The 16773-nt window shown below is 65.6% G+C and carries 19 protein-coding genes; 9 read left to right on the top strand and 10 right to left on the bottom strand.

Annotation, left to right across the window (positions count from 1 at the left end; genetic code table 11):
- Positions 1–61: 61 nt before the first annotated feature.
- Entirely contained in the window at positions 62–844 is a 783-nt protein-coding gene (locus AC1Q7F_RS02280; protein ID WP_492503373.1) for a queuosine precursor transporter, read from the top strand.
- Positions 845–847: 3 nt separating this feature from the next.
- Here AC1Q7F_RS02280 and AC1Q7F_RS02275 read toward each other — a convergent pair whose 3' ends face one another.
- Positions 848–1225 (bottom strand): winged helix-turn-helix transcriptional regulator, encoded by a 378-nt coding sequence (locus tag AC1Q7F_RS02275; protein ID WP_492503371.1) that lies wholly within the window; start codon positions 1223–1225, stop codon positions 848–850.
- A gap of 102 nt (positions 1226–1327) precedes the next feature.
- On the opposite strand from AC1Q7F_RS02275, the gene AC1Q7F_RS02270 reads away from it, so the two are divergent.
- The 3 genes from AC1Q7F_RS02270 to AC1Q7F_RS02260 all read left to right on the top strand — a co-directional run bounded on the left by AC1Q7F_RS02270 (position 1328) and on the right by AC1Q7F_RS02260 (position 3969).
- On the top strand, positions 1328–1720 hold the full coding sequence (locus AC1Q7F_RS02270; protein ID WP_492503369.1) for an MAPEG family protein: 393 nt from the start codon (positions 1328–1330) through the stop codon (positions 1718–1720).
- A 135-nt stretch (positions 1721–1855) separates the two neighbouring features.
- Complete coding sequence (gene tgt, locus AC1Q7F_RS02265; protein ID WP_492503367.1) at positions 1856–3073, top strand: tRNA guanosine(34) transglycosylase Tgt; 1218 nt, start codon at positions 1856–1858, stop codon at positions 3071–3073.
- Positions 3070–3969: a diguanylate cyclase gene (locus tag AC1Q7F_RS02260; protein WP_492503365.1), complete on the top strand. Its 900-nt coding sequence runs from the start codon at positions 3070–3072 to the stop codon at positions 3967–3969. The genes tgt and AC1Q7F_RS02260 overlap by 4 nt, the downstream gene beginning before the upstream one ends.
- Here AC1Q7F_RS02260 and AC1Q7F_RS02255 read toward each other — a convergent pair whose 3' ends face one another.
- The 4 genes from AC1Q7F_RS02255 to AC1Q7F_RS02240 all read right to left on the bottom strand — a co-directional run bounded on the left by AC1Q7F_RS02255 (position 3970) and on the right by AC1Q7F_RS02240 (position 7418).
- Positions 3970–4575, bottom strand: a complete 606-nt coding sequence (locus AC1Q7F_RS02255) for a hypothetical protein (RefSeq protein WP_492503363.1) — start codon at positions 4573–4575, stop codon at positions 3970–3972.
- 130 nt (positions 4576–4705) lie between these two features.
- Complete coding sequence (locus tag AC1Q7F_RS02250; protein WP_492503362.1) at positions 4706–5134, bottom strand: flagellar basal body rod protein FlgC; 429 nt, start codon at positions 5132–5134, stop codon at positions 4706–4708.
- A gap of 174 nt (positions 5135–5308) precedes the next feature.
- Positions 5309–6004 carry a TorF family putative porin gene (locus AC1Q7F_RS02245; protein WP_492503360.1) on the bottom strand — a complete coding sequence of 232 codons (696 nt, stop codon included), beginning with the start codon at positions 6002–6004 and terminating at the stop codon, positions 5309–5311.
- A 286-nt stretch (positions 6005–6290) separates the two neighbouring features.
- Positions 6291–7418 carry a type III PLP-dependent enzyme gene (locus AC1Q7F_RS02240; RefSeq protein WP_492503358.1) on the bottom strand — a complete coding sequence of 376 codons (1128 nt, stop codon included), beginning with the start codon at positions 7416–7418 and terminating at the stop codon, positions 6291–6293.
- A gap of 750 nt (positions 7419–8168) precedes the next feature.
- Here AC1Q7F_RS02240 and ccmA point away from each other — a divergent pair.
- From ccmA to AC1Q7F_RS02220, 4 genes are all read left to right on the top strand, one after another.
- Positions 8169–8876: a heme ABC exporter ATP-binding protein CcmA gene (gene ccmA / locus AC1Q7F_RS02235; protein ID WP_492503356.1), complete on the top strand. Its 708-nt coding sequence runs from the start codon at positions 8169–8171 to the stop codon at positions 8874–8876.
- Positions 8873–9538: a heme exporter protein CcmB gene (gene ccmB, locus AC1Q7F_RS02230; RefSeq protein ID WP_492503355.1), complete on the top strand. Its 666-nt coding sequence runs from the start codon at positions 8873–8875 to the stop codon at positions 9536–9538. Before ccmA ends, ccmB begins: the two co-directional genes overlap by 4 nt.
- Positions 9539–9804: 266 nt before the next feature.
- Positions 9805–11223 carry a peptidoglycan DD-metalloendopeptidase family protein gene (locus tag AC1Q7F_RS02225; protein ID WP_492503353.1) on the top strand — a complete coding sequence of 473 codons (1419 nt, stop codon included), beginning with the start codon at positions 9805–9807 and terminating at the stop codon, positions 11221–11223.
- Entirely contained in the window at positions 11207–11785 is a 579-nt protein-coding gene (locus tag AC1Q7F_RS02220) for a bactofilin family protein (protein WP_492503351.1), read from the top strand. Before AC1Q7F_RS02225 ends, AC1Q7F_RS02220 begins: the two co-directional genes overlap by 17 nt.
- Before the next feature lie 29 nt (positions 11786–11814).
- Here AC1Q7F_RS02220 and AC1Q7F_RS02215 read toward each other — a convergent pair whose 3' ends face one another.
- The 5 genes from AC1Q7F_RS02215 to znuC all read right to left on the bottom strand — a co-directional run bounded on the left by AC1Q7F_RS02215 (position 11815) and on the right by znuC (position 15705).
- Positions 11815–12387, bottom strand: a complete 573-nt coding sequence (locus AC1Q7F_RS02215; protein ID WP_492503349.1) for a periplasmic heavy metal sensor — start codon at positions 12385–12387, stop codon at positions 11815–11817.
- Complete coding sequence (locus AC1Q7F_RS02210) at positions 12384–12911, bottom strand: hypothetical protein (RefSeq protein ID WP_492503347.1); 528 nt, start codon at positions 12909–12911, stop codon at positions 12384–12386. The genes AC1Q7F_RS02215 and AC1Q7F_RS02210 overlap by 4 nt, the downstream gene beginning before the upstream one ends.
- Positions 12908–13603 carry an RNA polymerase sigma factor gene (locus AC1Q7F_RS02205; protein WP_492503345.1) on the bottom strand — a complete coding sequence of 232 codons (696 nt, stop codon included), beginning with the start codon at positions 13601–13603 and terminating at the stop codon, positions 12908–12910. The genes AC1Q7F_RS02210 and AC1Q7F_RS02205 overlap by 4 nt, the downstream gene beginning before the upstream one ends.
- A gap of 433 nt (positions 13604–14036) precedes the next feature.
- Complete coding sequence (locus tag AC1Q7F_RS02200; protein WP_492503343.1) at positions 14037–14861, bottom strand: iron chelate uptake ABC transporter family permease subunit; 825 nt, start codon at positions 14859–14861, stop codon at positions 14037–14039.
- Positions 14815–15705 carry a zinc ABC transporter ATP-binding protein ZnuC gene (gene znuC / locus AC1Q7F_RS02195; RefSeq protein WP_492503341.1) on the bottom strand — a complete coding sequence of 297 codons (891 nt, stop codon included), beginning with the start codon at positions 15703–15705 and terminating at the stop codon, positions 14815–14817. Before znuC ends, AC1Q7F_RS02200 begins: the two co-directional genes overlap by 47 nt.
- Positions 15706–15803: 98 nt before the next feature.
- Between znuC and AC1Q7F_RS02190 the strand changes: the two genes are divergently transcribed.
- Positions 15804–16733, top strand: a complete 930-nt coding sequence (locus AC1Q7F_RS02190) for a zinc ABC transporter substrate-binding protein (protein ID WP_492503339.1) — start codon at positions 15804–15806, stop codon at positions 16731–16733.
- Positions 16734–16773: the final 40 nt, after the last annotated feature.

Here is a 16773-nt window from a genome sequence, read left to right as displayed (position 1 = left end):
GCGGGGCCGCTGCCGTTTGCAGCAACTCTCTTAACAAGCCCGCTGTCCGGGACCCTTCCCCATGTCGCTCTCGCCCGCCGATCTGATCGCCTTTCTGAACGGGGTGCCGCCAGAGGCGTTGCTGCTGTTCCAGGCCTTGTTCTGCTTCGGCGTCATACTGCTGATGACCAGGCTGTTCGGCGCGCCGGGCCTCTATCTCTACATCGCCACCGCCGTCATCGCGGCGAATGTGGAGGTGCTGAAGGCCGTGCAGTTCGGTTTCTATGACCATCCGGTGGCCATGGGCACGGTGCTGTTCGGATCGACATATCTGGCCACCGACATCCTGACCGAACATTACGGGCGGGACGCGGCGCGCAAGGCGGTGTTCCTGGGCTTTGCCGCCTATCTGCTGTTCACGATCTTCATGATCCTGACCCTGGGCTTCCGCCCCATGAGCGCGGAACAGGCGGGCACGGACATGGGCTGGGCCCTGCCCATGCAGGACCATATCGCCGCCTTGTTCACCCCCGCCCCGGCCCTGTTCGCGGCCGGCATGACGGCCTATCTGACCAGCCAGTTGTTCGATGTCTGGGTCTATCAGCGCATCCGGGGTGCGACCGGCGACCGGCACCTGTGGCTGCGCAACAATGGCAGCACGATGCTGTCGGCCCTGGTCGACAATGTGATCTTCAGCGTCCTGGCCTGGGTGGTGTTCGCGCCGGACCCGGTGGGTTGGGAGGCGCTGCTCTATACCTATATATTGGGCACCTACGGCATGCGCGTCGTGCTGTCGCTGCTGGACACGCCCTTCATGTACCTGTCGCGGCGCATGGTGCGGCGGATTGGCGGATTACCGGTATAGGGATCAATCTTCCGGCTGGCGATCCATGAAGGCGGCGGGCGGCACCCAGGTTTCACCGATCCAGCGGTTGCCCCAGCGGCAAAGGTCCTGAAGTACCGGCAGCAGCGCCCTTCCCATCTCGGTCAGTTCATAGAGATAGCGCTTGGGGTGCGCCTCATAGAGTCGGGAGCGGACGAGCCCCTGAATCTCCATCCGCTTCAGGCGGCTGGCCAGGACAGAGGTCGTGATCCCTTCCGGCGATGTCAGAAACTCCCCGAACCGGCTCTTGCCATTGATCAGGTCACGGACGATCAGCAATGTCCAACGGTCTCCCAGAATGTCGAGGGACGACGCGATGGGGCAGCCGGAGCGACGTTGCTCCCCCAATGCGGGTTCATTCAAGATCGCACTCTCCATTCGTCACTTGCAAAACACAAGTCGCTCATCCACCCTGTGACTTGTGTTTTGCAAGGTACCATTAATGCCCCGCTTCAGGAGGAATGATTGAGCGCGTTGCCGATTACCGCCACCTGTGCGGCATTGTTCGCCTTCATGGTTACCGCCCTGGGCTTTCTCGTTTCGCTACGACGGGTTGCCATCGGTGGCGTCAGCTTCGGCGATGGCGGGGATATGCCCCTGCGACGCCGCGTGCGGGCGCATGGCAATTTCGTCGAATACGCCCCGCTCGCCCTGATCTGTTTGGGCCTGCTGGAAGCTTCGGGCATGTCAATGCCGGTGGTTGTCGGGATCGCGACCAGCTTCGCCATCACCCGTCTGCTGCACGCAGCCGGCATGTTGCTGACCGACATGCCGGCCCCACGGGCCATCGCCATGATGATACAGCACGTGACCTTCCTGGCCTGTGCCGCCGGGCTTCTGGTGCAGATTTTCCGCTGATGCAGTGCGGATGGCGGCCAGCCATTCGCTGCCGCTTCTGTACAAACCCGCCAAATTTCGCCAATACCCATAGGCAGCAAGGGCGGCCGCTTGACGCGCCCCCCATCCTTACCGACCTGAAAGTTCCCGTTCCCGATGTCCATCTCCTATCCCGGCTTCTCCTTCGACATCACCCACCGTGACCTGGCCGGCAGCAAGGCCCGGATCGGCACGTTGTCCACGCCGCATGGCGCCATCCAGACGCCGAATTTCATTTTCTGCGGCACCAAGGCGGCCATCAAGGGCCTGACCACGGAGCAGATGCGCGACGAGAAGACCGACATCATCCTGGCCAACACCTATCATCTGATGATCCAGCCGGGCGCCGACATCGTCGCCAGGTTGGGGGGCCTGCACAAGATGATGAACTGGCATGGGCCGATGCTGACCGATAGCGGCGGGTACCAGATTTTCGCCATGGGCCATGGGTCGGTCGCGGATGAGGTGAAGGGGCGGCGGACGACGACGCGCGAGAAGACCCTGCTGAAGATCACTGAGGAGGGGGCGACCTTCCGGTCCTATACCAACGGGGAAAAGCTGTTCCTGACGCCGGAGAAGAGCATCGATATCCAGCGCAAGCTGGGCCCGGATTTTGTCGTGCAGCTGGATGAATGCACGCCCTTCCATGTGGACCGGAAATACACCGCGCGGTCGATGAAGATGTCGCACCGCTGGGGCGACCGGTCGCTGGCGGCGTTCAAGGAGTTTGGCGGCATCTCGGCCAATGGTCTGCCGCAGGCCATGTATGGCATCGTCCAGGGCGGGGTCTATCCGGACCTGCGCAAGGAGAGTGCGGAGATCGTCGCATCCCAGGATTTCTTCGCCACCGCCGTCGGCGGCTGCCTGGGGGCGACGCGGGAGCAGATGCATGAGGTAGTGGGCATGGCCATGGCGCATGTGCATCCCACCCGGCCCGTCCATCTTCTCGGTATCGGCGGCATTGTCGATATTTTCGAAGGCGTGGCGCTGGGCATCGACACGTTCGACTGTGTCAGCCCGACGCGAATCGCCCGCCACGGCTGGGCCCTGGCGCCCGGTGTGAAAGGGGAGCGGTTGAACATGCGCAATGCCCGGTTCAAGGATGATGACGGCCCCATCGATCCCGACTGCGGCTGTTATGCCTGCCGTACGGCCAGCCGTGGTTATGTCCACCACCTGCTGAAGGCGGAGGAGATGCTGGGCATGCAGCTGCTGACAATGCACAATGTCCACACCATGAACCGCCTGATGCGCGACGTGCGTGCGGCCATCCAGACGGGCACCCTGGCCGAGGCGCGGCGCAAATGGGTGTGGCAGCCAGGGGATAGCGAATGAACCCGCCGGCCAGTGGCAGCAATGCGGCGTCCGCCATCGTGGCCGGCCTGTCGGCCGTGGTGGACGAGCATCTGCGCTGGCTGACGCTATGGCACAAGGCCGCCCTGTTCCCCCGCGATAATGGCCAGACGGGGCCGGAGGCGGCCCCCGAACCATCGGGATTCGCCACCTGGGTGGTGCGGGTGAAAAAGGGCAGCGTGGCGCACCAGCCCGCCTTCGACCGGCTGGTGCAGCTGCATGACCAGCTGCACCGCATGGGCCGCCTGACCCTGATGCGGGCGGCGGAGGGCGATGTACCGGATTACGGCACCTACAGTGCCGTGCTGGAACGGTTCGAGGAATTCATCCAGCAATGCCGGCGCATCGAGCGGGCGCTGTCGGTGGCCGGAAGCGGCATCGACATGCTGACGGGCCTGCGCAACCGCACCGGCCTGGCCGATGAGGTGGCGCGCGAACTGGCGCGCTTCGCCCGCACCGGCCAGCCCTTCTGTGTGGCCTTGTGCGACCTGGACAAGTTCAAGTCGGTCAACGACACCTATGGCCATGAGGCGGGCGACCGCGTGCTGGTGGCGGCAGCCGGCTGCCTGACCCGCGGTATCCGCGCCATCGATGAGGCCTTCCGCATGGGGGGTGAGGAAATCCTGATCCTCCTGAAGGAAACGTCGCTGCCGGAGTCGCTGCTGGTGCTGGAAAGGCTGCGGGCCGATCTGGCGGCCAACCCGGTGCAACTGGCCGACGGGCAGGTGCTGCGTGTCACCGCCAGCTTCGGGGCGGCGGAGGCGGCGGCGGGCCTTAGCGTGGACGCGCTGGTCGACCGGGCCGACCAGGCGCTCTATGCCGCCAAGCATGGCGGCCGGAACAGGGTGGAAGCGTGGATGCCTCCCCCTATCCCCTGACTATTTCCCCTGAACCATGTTCCCCTGATCGATGAGAATCGCCGGGAACATGTTGGTCCGGATACTCTTGTCCAGTTCGACATCCAGGTCACCGGCCAGGTCGCGGACCAGGTCCAGCATGGTCTTTTCCCGCTGGGCCAGGGTCACATCCTCCGCCACGGTAGTGGCACGGGCGACGGTGGCCGACACGGCACCGGTGACGCCGCGCGCCGTGTCCTCCACCGAGATCTCGACCTGGATCTTGCCTTCATATTTCTGCGACTGATCCTTGGTGAACCAGCCCTTGATGCCCTTGGTCGTCTTCAGGTCCAGTTCAACGATCGATGCATCGCGGATGATCACCCGGGCCTTGCCCTGCGACCCGCCGGCCTTAAGGCACGCGCTGGCCCAAAGGCGCACAGCGTCCGACGGGGTCACGGGGATTTCGTGATCGACATTGGGTGGCTGCATCGGCGGGGAATAGCGGCTTTCCACATCAATGCTGGCGACATCCAGCACGATGGGATCCCGGCCGGAGAAATCCACGCCGGCCGACTGGGCGGCGGCAGGCAAGGCGGCCAGCAGCGGGGCGGCCAGGGCGATCGTCAGCAGCGAACGGCGCAGCATGATGGCTTCCTGTTATCATTGTGAATGGCACGGGACGGCAGCATCGCCCCGCGCCATGGCGGATTCATGGCGCGCATCCTGCCTGTCGATTGGGCAATCGGCAAGTGTGCGGCGCGGAAGACGGGTATCGTCAAGCCAGCGTGTCGATGGCGCTGCGTTCCATGTCATCCTGGGTGCGGATGAGGGCCAGATTGGCCTGGAAGGCGCGCAGGGAACTGATCTGGTCCACCCGTTCGGCCACCGGATCGACATTGGGGGCCGCCACCAGCCCATCCGCATTCGCATTGGGGCTGTCGGGCTGGTATTCGGGGATATAGGCGGGCGTGGTGGGCCGCGCCACGGCACGGGTGCCCTGCCCCTGGCCATTGGCACCGGTCACAGCGACCTGTCCGATGCTCTGCGGTTGATAGGCCTGTGTCTGGCCGGGCTGCACGGTGCCGTCCGCCGCCGGGATGGCACCCGTGCTGCGCTGGTTAGCCACGTTGCTGGCGCTGCCGGCCAAACGCTGCGTCTGGGCCAGGGCGCCAGACAGGGCCGTACCGATGCTGCCGATGGACATGGTTCCACCTCTCTCCCTCACCGCCGATCTTCGCGCCGAAAGGCCGGAGGGGCAAGCACGGGAAAGGATAGCCCGCAAAAGCAACGACCGGCCCCCGATGAGGAGGGCCGGCCGCGCCTGGACCACTTGGACTTGTGATAGGCGAAGGCGGGATAAGGCCCGCCCTCCCCCTTATCAGAACGCGTAGGTCAGCGTGGCGACGAAACGGCCATCGCCCAGCGGAGCGGCGCCCTTGACGTCGGTGTCGGTGTACTTCAGATCGACCGTGAACGGCTCCAGCTTGACGGCAACGCCGCCCTGGTAGTCCTGGTAGCTGGCGCCACCACCCAGTTCGTTGAAGCCGATGGCGCCATAGACGGAGATATTATCCGTCACAGCCACCGAGGCGCCGCCCGCGAAGTACCAGGCATCGGTGCTGACGCCGTAGAATTCCGGCGAGTAATAGACCTTGCCGGTCACCGTGACCTTGTCGATGGCGTAGGCCAGATCCAGGCCGAACTCGAAATAGTCCAGGTCGGCGGAACCGTCGGCGCCCGGATAGGTGTAGTAGTAGCCACCGACCGTATAGGTCAGGTTATCGACGCTGTTCGTGTAGCCGGCGATCAGATCGACCTCGATATCGGTGTCAAAGCCGAGATCGACATTCGAGCCCCAGGCGGACACGAAGAAGCCGCTCTCATGGCTGGCGGTCAGGCCGGCCTGGAAGGCGGGGTCGCTGTCGGTCTGGCTGTAGCCGCGGAACACATAGTCGTTGGTGATCGCAGCGGTGCCGGAGAAAGAGAAGGGAGCGTCTTCAGCCTGCGCAGCAGCAACGCCGCCCAGCATGGCAAGAGCGACCGCGGTGGAGGAGAGCAACCGGGAGAAACGCATGAACCACTCCTTATGAGGCATTTATGGTTGGGGTCCTTGCATCATTCAGCAATTCTGATGCCACGAACGACACGGACCAAGCTTCGAACGGATTATGGGGGTTTCCAACCCGATCGCCTATAAGCTGCGGATGCTGCTGTGCAACATTCCCCCGGGGTGTTGCAAAAAAAATACGCAGTGGCGTGAATGGTGCACAAAATTCCATCAACTGGCCACAAAAATGCCACAAGCCGCCCTTCCGGGGCGGCTTGTGCGGTACTTACAGTTACCAAAAGGGCCGGCAGGATCAGATATAATAGGCGTGCAGCGGCGAGAAGCCGTTGAAATTCACCGCCGAATAGGTGGTGGTGTAGGCACCCGTGGCCATGATCGTCACCTTGTCGCCGATCTTCAGCGAGGTCGGCAGGCGGTAATCCGCCTTTTCATACAGCACATCGGCGCTGTCGCAGGTAGGTCCCGCCAGGATCACCGGTTCGGCGGGACCGTCGCGGTCCGTCTGGATCGGATACTGGATGGCCTCGTCCATGGTCTCGGCCAGACCACCGAACTTGCCGATATCCAGATAGACCCAGCGCTTGTCGTCATTGGCCGACTTGCGGGAGATCAGCACGACTTCCGACTGGATGATGCCGGCATTGCCCACCATGCCGCGACCCGGTTCGATGATCGTCTCGGGCAGACGGTTGCCGAAATGACGGCGCAGGCTGTCATTGATTGCCTCGCCATAGGCCTGGCTGGAAGGCACGTCTTTCAAATAGCGGGTGGGGAAGCCGCCGCCCATATTCACCATCGACAGGACCACGCCCTGCTCCTCGCAGCCGCGGAAAATCGCGGCGGCAGTGGACAGCGCGATGTCCCACTGCTTCAGGTCGCGCTGCTGGCTGCCGACATGAAAGGAAACGCCATAGGGACGGACATTCATCGTCGATGCCTGGATCAGCAGGTCGCGGGCCATGTCCGGCTCACAGCCGAACTTGCGCGACAGGGGCCAGTCGGCCCCTTCGCCCGAGGTCAGGATGCGGCAGAAGACACGGGCACCCGGCGCATGCTCGGCGATCTTCTCCAACTCCTCGATGCTGTCGAAAGCGAACAGGTCGATGCCCAGTTGATGCGCCGCACGGATATCAGCAGCCTTCTTGATGGTGTTGCCGAAAGAGATGCGGTCGGGCGTGGCGCCGGCTTCCAGGCAATACTGAATCTCCGGAACGGACGCCGTATCGAAGCAGGAGCCGTTCTCCACCAGCAGGCGCAGGATCGCCGGCGCCGGGTTGGCCTTCACGGCATAGAAGATGCGGCTGTCGGGCATGGCGGTCGCCAGCTTGCCGTAATTGTCGGCAACGACGTCCAGGTCCACGACTAGGCAGGGGGTCGCAGGCGTCTGTTCAGCGAAGAATCGGGCGATCTTCTCGGTCATCGTGGACTCCGAGGCGGCATAATGCGGATGATGTGGGGTGAAAGGCTTTATGCCGGACCCGATCGGGGTCCGGTTCCGCCCAAGCGTGCCGTAAACGCGGCCGGCCCAGGCGGGTCAGATACTGGTCATGACGCCAGGAAGGATCGCCGCCCAATGGCAAAGGGCGCGATCAGACGAATAGGAAAGGGAGGACGCAAGCCGCCCCCCGACAACAACAACAACCATCGTAGCCTCCAATTCGCCGCCTTTTTTAAGGGACGGACGAGGATACGCGTTACGTCGTTGCATAACCCCACCGGGTCGACGGCTCCGCCCTGTCTTGAAAATGACAGCCGGGCGGGTGTGGGGGCCATAGGCACGTGCGCTGCGATAAGCGGCTATATAGGGCCGACTGCCTGACGGCGAAAGCGGTTTTTTATGTCGGGATCATGAAATTGCGCATAGGTCGGCTGTCCCCAGCACAAATCACATTTTCGCCACTTTCACGTCCGACTTTGGTCATGCGGGACTTCCATCTTGCACCTGGGAAACGCCAAGGCGTTTGAGACACCCCGTCTTGGCGGACTTTCCAGACCCCATATGGAACGTCCGTCCGCACCAGTCGATCCTGCCCCGGATCGACATCATTTACGGCCACCGCAAAAGCCCCCCGCGGTGGCCGTTTCTTTGTCTGGAATTTATAGCCATTGCGCAGCCATTTCTGGCATTTTGGCCGCCACTTCCATTGCGCCATGCCAGGAGCCGTCCCCCGTGAACCAGGGCCAGACCAGTCCCGCCGCACCGGGCCTTGCCGCCCATCGCCTGACCTGCCTGCGCGGGGAACGGGTGGTGTTCAGCGACCTGGATTTCACCCTGTCACCCGGCGGTGCCCTGCTGCTGCTGGGCCCCAATGGCAGCGGCAAGTCCAGCCTACTGCGCCTGCTGGCCGGGCTGTCCCATCCCTTTTCCGGCGCCCTGACCTGGAACGGTGCCGACATCGCCCAGGATCCCGACGCCCACCGGGCCCGCCTGCGCTATGCCGGACACCTGGATGCCGTCAAGCCGACCCTGACCGCGCTGGAGAATCTGTCGACCTGGGCCGGGTTGGACGGGTTGCCCGATCCGGAGGACCGGGCTGAAAAGGCACTGGAGGCATTGGCCATGGACCATGTGGCCGACATGCCGGGCCGATATTTGTCGGCGGGCCAGAAGAAGCGCGTCAACCTGGCCCGTCTGGCCCTGGCACCCGCCAGGCTGGCCCCGCTCTGGCTGCTGGACGAACCGGCGACGGCGCTGGACCGCGATTCGATCGACCGGCTGGCGGGCCTGATCACCGCCCATCGCATCCAGGGCGGTATGGTCGTGCTGTCCACCCACAGCGATCTGGACGTGGCCGGCGCCGTCACCTTGAACCTGGCTGATTTCGGAGCCGCCGCCGACGATGCCGCCGAAGAAGAGGAAGCGGGAGCCCCGGCATGAGGGGCTTCCTGCGGCTGTTGCGCCGCGACCTGCGCCTGGCCCTGCGCCAGGGAGCGGACGCGGCCATGGCGGTGCTGTTTTTCGTGCTCTGCGTCATCATGTTCCCCTTTGGCATCGGGCCGGAACCGGGGGTGCTGTCGCGCATCGCGCCAGGGGTCATCCTGGTGGCAGCACTCCTGGCCTCGCTCTTGTCGCTGGACCGGCTGTTCCAGGCGGATCACGAGGATGGATCCCTGGAGTTGCTGTCGCTGGCGTCACTGCCGTTGGAAGCGGTGGCGGCGGCCAAGATCCTGGCCCATTGGCTGGTCACCGGCCTGCCGCTGATCCTGGCCGCCCCGCTGCTGGCGCTGTTTTTGAACCTGTCCGGCGATGGATTCCCCATCCTGCTGGGCACGCTGCTGCTGGTCACCCCGCTTTTAAGCCTGATTGGCGGGATCGGAGCGGGATTGACGTTGGGGGCACGCAGGGGCGGGGTGCTTCTGCCTTTACTTGTGCTTCCCCTTTACATCCCGGCGCTGATCTTCGCCGCAGCATCCATCGATTCGGTTTTGACGGGACAGTCGGCGCGCCCGCACCTGCTGTTACTATCGGGACTTCTGGCCGGGGCCCTGCCGCTGGCACCCTGGGCGGCGGCCGCATCGCTGCGGGCCGCCCTTGAATAGATCGCCCGGAGGCAGGCGGGCCGGGCCTTTGCCTTTGGATGGTTGCATATCCGTTTGGCCTACATCATTGGCGATTCATGGCTTGCCCGAAAGATGTGCATCCCTTAAATTCCCCCCACCGGCGCCCAGTGCCGGCCAGGCGGACCCAAATGTTCGCCCAAGTCAAAACCGATCCGGGTTCCGGCACTGCCGGAGAAGCCCGCGGTCGGTAGCACGGCATTTGACAGCACGGCATGGTGACGGGGGGCGGCTTGCTGGGTTTTTTCATGCGCAGCGAACGGGTCATCATCGTCGATGATGACAAGATCCGGTCGGTGACCATCGGTCCCGGACAGCGGCTGCGTCCGGCATTGCTGGCTGCCGCTGCCCTGTCCGGCATGCTGATGGCCAGTGCCGGCTGGATGGTTACCGCCTTCGCCCTGCATGATAGCCGCGACAGCATCTTCCAGGTCGACCAGGGCGCCCAGAATCTGGCCATCCAGTTGGCCGACAGCCGTGATCAGCTGTCCCGCGTGGCCGGCGACCTGGACCGGGCTCGCGAGGCGCTGGATGCCGCCATGACGGAGGAGGCGCAGTCCCGTGCCCGTATCGATGCCGCCATGGCCGTTCTGACCAATGCGGAAAAGGACGGATCGAAGACGCCACGCCAGTTGCTGACCGCCGTGCGCAACGAACTGGCGCCACTGCGCATCGGTCCGGATGAAGGTGGCAGCCATCTGCGCGCCGCCCAGGAGTCGCTTCAACTCGTCACCGATGTCAGCCAGCAGGCCGCGTCGCGCCGCGCCCAGGTTGCCATCGCGGCCCTGTCACTGGCGCTGGAGGAGGCGGAAGCCGCCCCCGGCCAAGCACAGCCCACACTGACCCTGGCCACCGACGGGCTGGCGCGCGCGCTGGCCGAAGCCCAAGCCCAGGCACGACGGGCCCAGGCGGAAGCGGAGGCAGCCTGGACCGAACGCAACGAAATGGCGGCTCAACTGGCCCACAATGAGCAGCGGATGACGGAGATCGCGGCCGGCCAGGTGGCCCTGCTGACCCGCCTCAGCGACCATGCCGACCTGCGCATCGGCGCCATCGAGGGGGAACTGAAGAATACCGGCCTGAACCTGGACAAGGTGCTGCGCGCCCTGGACCAGCCGCAGCGCGGCATGGGCGGCCCGCTGATCGGCCTGTCGGAACTGCCGGCGGGGGGCCTGCCGCCCTCAGCGCAGGCGGCCTTGACCCAGCTCGAGTCGCGGCTGGACCGGCAGGCCCGGCTGCGGTCGCTGTCCAATTACCTGCCCCTGACCCCGCCGGTGGATAATTTCTACGTGTCCAGCGGCTTCGGTGGCCGGCGCGACCCTTTCACAAACCAATGGGCCACCCATCAGGGGCTGGACCTGGTGGCGAAGGAAGGATCACCCGTCACCCTGCCCGCCGCCGGCCGCGTCGTCGCCATCTCCTATGACGAGGGCTATGGCCATATGGTGGAGGTCGATCACGGCCTGGGTATCCGCACCCGTTATGCCCACATGAAGAAAATCGTGGTTAAGGAAGGCGAAATGCTGGACCCTGGCCGGCAGGTTGGCACGCTGGGCGACAGTGGCCGCAGTTCCGGCCCGCACCTGCATTACGAGGTGCTGCTGGAAGGCAAGCCGGTGGACCCGCTGCGTTTCATGGAGAGGGGACGGCATGTTTGCGAAGGTTAAGGAACGTATCGACAGCTCCACCGCCCGCCCCTCCGGTGGCGGTGGCAATGGCGGCGGATCCGACCGTCCCATGCCCTCTATTGTCAGTCGCGACATGCGCGTGACGGGCAATCTGGACACGCCGGGCGAGGTGCATGTTGAAGGCACCGTCAATGGCGACATCACCTGTTCCAAGCTGATCATCGGCGCCACCGGTTCGGTGAACGGGCATATCCTGGCCACGACGGTGCGCGTGCATGGCCGTGTGCAGGGGGAGATCAACGCCGAGGAAGTATTCATCCTCAACGGCTCCACCGTACAGGGCGACGTCGTGCAGCAATTGCTGGAGATCGCGCCCGGCGCAAGCTTCGAAGGCGCCATCCGCCGCCGCACGTCGGCCATGGCCACCGCCATGCTGGCCCCGCCGACGCCGGAGCCCCTGGCCGAGGCGACGGCGGAGGCTGAGCCCTTGCTGCTGGCCACGGAATCCGTCGAGATGGAGACGGAGGAATTGTCGGTCAGCGCCGAACCGCCTCAACCCGCCAATAGCGGGGATGAGATGGCGGAAAAGAAGGCCGGCTGAGGCGCGGCCTTCTTTTCCCTGCCCTATCCTTACCTCCCCGGCGGCGGGGGGGACGCCATCGGGGCGCGGTCGGGGTCCATCGGGATCCCGCCCGGCGGCGGAGGCGGCATCCTGTGCTCCATCATGCGCGGGGCCCGGATATCGGCCAGCCGGCGGCGTCCTTCGGGTGACAATTTGCCCAGCACCTCAACAATGGCGTCCGTCTGGGCCTTTTCCATGCCTACACGTTCCGCGGCGGCACTTTCCAGTTCCGCCCGCAGGGCCGGGGCGTCGAACGGATCGGCGCGCATCAGGTCGCGCAGGCGATCGATGCGATCACGAAATGATCGCGCCTTGTCGGTGAATTTCTCCATATCGGAACCGAAATGATCTTTCAGGATCTTGGCATCGGCTTCCGGCAGATCATCGAGCATGCGGCGCATGGCAAAGAAGGGGGCGCCGGGGCCGAGGGGCCCGCCGGGCCCCTCCGGTCCAGCCATGATCATCTTGTCAGGATGCGGCGGATTCGGCCCCAGCCAGCGCGGAACCATGGTGCCCAACAGGAAAAGGTTCAAGCCGACCGACGCCAGCAGCGCGGTCTGGATCAAGCGGTCGCGGTTCATTGGAACAGGCTTTCCAGGGCGGAAGGGGTCAGAAGGGCGGTAGGCAGGTCATTGGCGGTCGCCACCGCGACCGTGCCCTGCGCACCATTGCCGCCAGCCGCGGTGGAAGCGGCGGGCGTGAAGGCGCCGACCAGGATGCCGGCCGCCGTACAGGCCGCCAAGCCCGCCGCGCGCGGCCAGACCAGGTGCACGGGCCCCAGCAAACCCGCGACACGCCGCGAAAAAGGGATGCCGCGGCGCACCATTCCCGACACCGGCAGATCGGCCAGCGCACCGGCCACCACGCGGGCAATGCGCGCCTCGCTGACAGCCGGTGCGTCCAGCCGGTCCAGCAGCGCATCCAGCGTCGCCGCCCGCTGCTGTTCGGCCCGCGCCTCCACGGACAGGTCCAGCAGGGCCTGGGCCGAGGCGCGCAGATCATCGGGCCAGCGCCGCGGCTGCGCCCCATATTGTTCCAGCAGGGCCTGGAAAGCGGCCATCCCCATGGCCTTCTTCCCGCCTGCGATCGGTTTCGGTTCCCTCATTCTTCATCCTCCCCCACGCCCGTGATCCCCAGGGCGGTCAGCCGGCCGCGCAGCGCACGCCGGGCACGGGCCAGCAGCGACTCCACCGCCGGCACCGAAAGGTCCAACATCCGCCCGGCCTCGGCGGCGCTCATTTCCTCGTAATAGCAAAGGGAGACGGCCACCCTTTGCCGTTCCGGCAGCCCGGCCAGGGCCGCCGCAATGGTTTCCGACATCTGCCGGCGCGCAATCAGCGTGCCAGCAGCCGGCGCCGGATCGGGCATGTCGGGCGCATCTTCCAGCGCCTCGAACCCTTTCCGGCGGCGACGGTCGATGCAGAGATTGACCACGACACGGTGTAGCCAGGTTGGAAAACGGGCGCTGCCGCCCGCCTGCCACTGGTTGGCCTTGGTCCAGACCTTGACCCAGGCCTCCTGCACCACCTCGTCCGCTTCCGCCGCGTTGTTGAGAACGCGTTGGGCTACGGACAGGGCGCGGGCGCTGTGACGGGTGGCCAGAAGCGTGAACGCGCCCCTGTCCCCGTCGGCGATCCGCGCCAGCAGGCTGTCATCATCATCTCTGGAATCCGCAAGAGCCATACCGGTCACGGTCACCTGCGCATCCTCGTATCGATCCCGTCCGGCCGCACCGGACTGCCGGGCGTCACGCCCCGGCAGGTCCAGCGGTGACGGAAGCCGCTTCGTCGCCAGCATGCCCCTTTCACGGGCCGGGACGCAAATCCCTGTCGGCGGCTGGAACGGGCTGTCGCGGGCGGATGAAAAAGTTTTTTAGGCTCCGGCGACAGGATTTATTTGCCTGTGGCGTAAAAGCAATATCGCAGCCGATGCCTCAATCCCACCCGAGCCATCGGCCAGTGCCGCGGAACCCTGGACGCCCCATCCACCGCCGGCCCGCGATGCAGGGAAGTCCGCCCCCGGCCTTCCGGCCCCGCCAGCCCGCCCCTTCAACGGCGGCGCCGGGAGCCGGGGGCGGCATCCCGAACTTGAGTAGTTTAGTTCCTCTCTCCAGAGCAACTGCCCCCGTCGCCCCTGCCTGGGCGGCGGGGGTATTTTTGTTCTCTGTTCCCTCATCTCTGTTCCCTCAGACGCCGGGCGCCGCCATCCGGCGACTGCCGGCCTGGGGATATTACGCCCGCGCCGGCACCGCATGGCTGGCCAGGAATAGGATGGCTGCCGCCGCGACGATGGCAGGGCCCGTGGGTACGTCGGCCTGAAGCGAGGCGGCCAAACCTGCTGCGACCGAGCCCGCGCCGATCAGGGCGGCCAGCAGGGCCATGCTTTCCGGCCCCCGCGCAAACCGGCGGGCGGCGGCGGCGGGGATGATCAGCAGGGCGGTGACCAGCAGGATGCCCACCACCTTCATGGCCAGCGCGATGGTGACGGCGATCAGCAGGGTGAAGCCCAGGCGCACACGGCGCACCGGTACCCCTTCCACCCGGGCCAGATCCTCATCCACGATCAACGCCAGCAGCGGCCGCCAGATCCAGGCCAGCAGCGCCAGCACCAGCGCCCCGCCGCCCCAGATGGCATAGAGATCATCCACACCCACCGCCAATATGTCGCCGAACAGATAGGAGAGCAGGTCCACTCGCACGCTGCCCAGCACCGCCAGCGCGATCATGCCCAGGCTGAGCGTGGAATGGGAGATGATGCCCAGCAGCGTGTCGCTGCCCAGCCGGCGCTGTTCCTGCAAGAAGGTCAGGGCCACGGCGATGGTCAGGCAGACCAGGACGATGCCGGCCTGGCTGCCAATCCCGGCCAGGAAGCCCAGTGCCACGCCCAGCAGGGCCGAATGCGACAGGGTGTCGCCGAAATAGGCCATGCGCCGCCAGACGACGACACAGCCCAGCGGCCCCGTCACCAGCGCCAGCCCGATTCCAGCCGCCAGGCCGCGCAGCAGGAAATCATCCATGGCGATGCCCCCCATGGTCGTGCCCATGCGCGTGGTCATGATGATGGTCGTGGCCGCAATCGTGATGCTGGTGGGTACTATGCGGCGTATGTTCCAGACCCGCCGGCACGACACAGCCATCATCGGCATGGGAATGGTCGTGGCTGTGATGATAGATGGCCAGCGCCTCGGCATGGCGGCCGAACAGGGCCACATATTCAGGATGGCGCGACACATCCTCCGGCTTGCCCTGGCAGCAGACATGCCGGTTCAGGCAGATCACCGTATCGGTGCGGGCCATCACCAGGTGCAGATCGTGGCTGACCAGCAGCACGCCGCAGCCGCGGTGGTTGCGGATGGCCCCGATCAGTTCGAACAGCTCGATCTGCCCATGCACATCCACCGCCTGCACCGGTTCGTCCAGCACCAGCAGGTCGGGCTGGCGCAGCAGGGCGCGGGCCAGCAGCACGCGCTGCATCTCTCCGCCCGACAGGGTCTGCACGGCCCGGTCGATGGCATGGGCCGCCCCCACCTCCGTCAGCACCTCCAGCATCTGCTCGCGCGTCGGACGCGACCAGAGCGACAGGAAGCGGGAAACGGGCATGGGCAGCGTGGCATCCACCGTCAGACGCTGCGGCATGTAGCCGATGGACAGGCCCGGCCGGCGCGCGACACGCCCGGCATCCGGCTGGATCAAGCCCAGGCACAGCTTCACCAGACTGGTCTTGCCCGCCCCGTTGGGTCCGATCAGGGTGACGATCTCCCCTGCCCCCACGCGCAGGGAGACATTGTCCAGCACGGCGCGATCGCCACGCGACAGGCTGAGGCCTTCTGCGCTTAAAAGCGGTTGGGGGGACAAAGGGCGGCTCCTCCGGCAGCATGTGGGCTGGGCTGCCCTGCGCATGTCGCAGGGTTTACGCCATGGCCGCCGCCTTGACAAACGTTACAATATAACAAATCTGCAGGTCAGTCCTTCCGTCCCTTAGCATACCCAGGTCTCCGATGTTCCGTGCGCTGTCCTTGTCCTTGCTGCTGGCCGCCTTCGCGCTGCCGGCCCGCGCCGCCCCGGCGCCTGATGTCGTGGTGTCGGTGAAGCCGTTGCATTCGCTGGTGGCCGGCGTGATGAAGGGGGTTGGCGATCCTTACCTGCTGGTGCGCGGGGCCGCCAATCCGCATGCCTTCGCCCTGCGCCCGTCGGATGCGAAGGCATTGTCCGGCGCCGAACTGGTGGTTTGGGCCGGTCAGCCGGTGGAGACCTTCCTGGAAAAGCCGCTGGCCACGCTGGCCAAGGGGGCACAAGTCCTGACCTTGGTGCGCGAACCATCCGTGCGGCTGCTGCCCGTGCGCACCGGCGGAGCGTGGGAGGCGCATGACCATGACCATGCGCATGAGCATCGGCCCGGCGGCGACCTGGAAACCGACGGCCATGTCTGGCTGGACCCGCTGAACGCCAAGGTCATCACCGACCTGATCGCGTCCCGCCTGTCGACCCTGGACCCCGAACGGGCCGCGACCTACCGCGCCAATGCCGACAGCCAGAAACGGACGCTGGACACGCTGGACGCGGAGATGAAGACCGCCTTGGCCCCCGTGAAGGACAGGCCCTTCATCGTGTTCCACGACGCCTATCATTATCTGGAGGACCGGTACGGGCTGGCCGCCGCCGGCGCCATTACCGTGTCACCGGACCAGCCGCCGGGGGCGGCGCGGCTGTCGGCCCTGCGGGAACGGATCAATCAGGCCGGTGCGGTCTGCGTCTTTGCCGAACCGCAATTCGAACCGGCCCTGGTCCGCACCCTGGCCCAGGGAACGAATGCGCGCACCGGCGTGCTGGACCCGGAAGGGGCCGACATCCCGGACGGGCCGGAGCTTTATGGCAAGCTGATGCGCTTCAACATGCGCTCACTGGTGGATTGCCTTTCCGGGGGCTGATCCCGGACGCCCAGCATGCTATCCGTCCTTGCGGAATGAA

This window comes from Niveispirillum sp. GW835-FHT14G11 (genome assembly GCF_058793615.1).
Note: the sequence above shows the minus strand (reverse complement) of the source record. Positions and strands in the feature narration are given on the sequence as shown.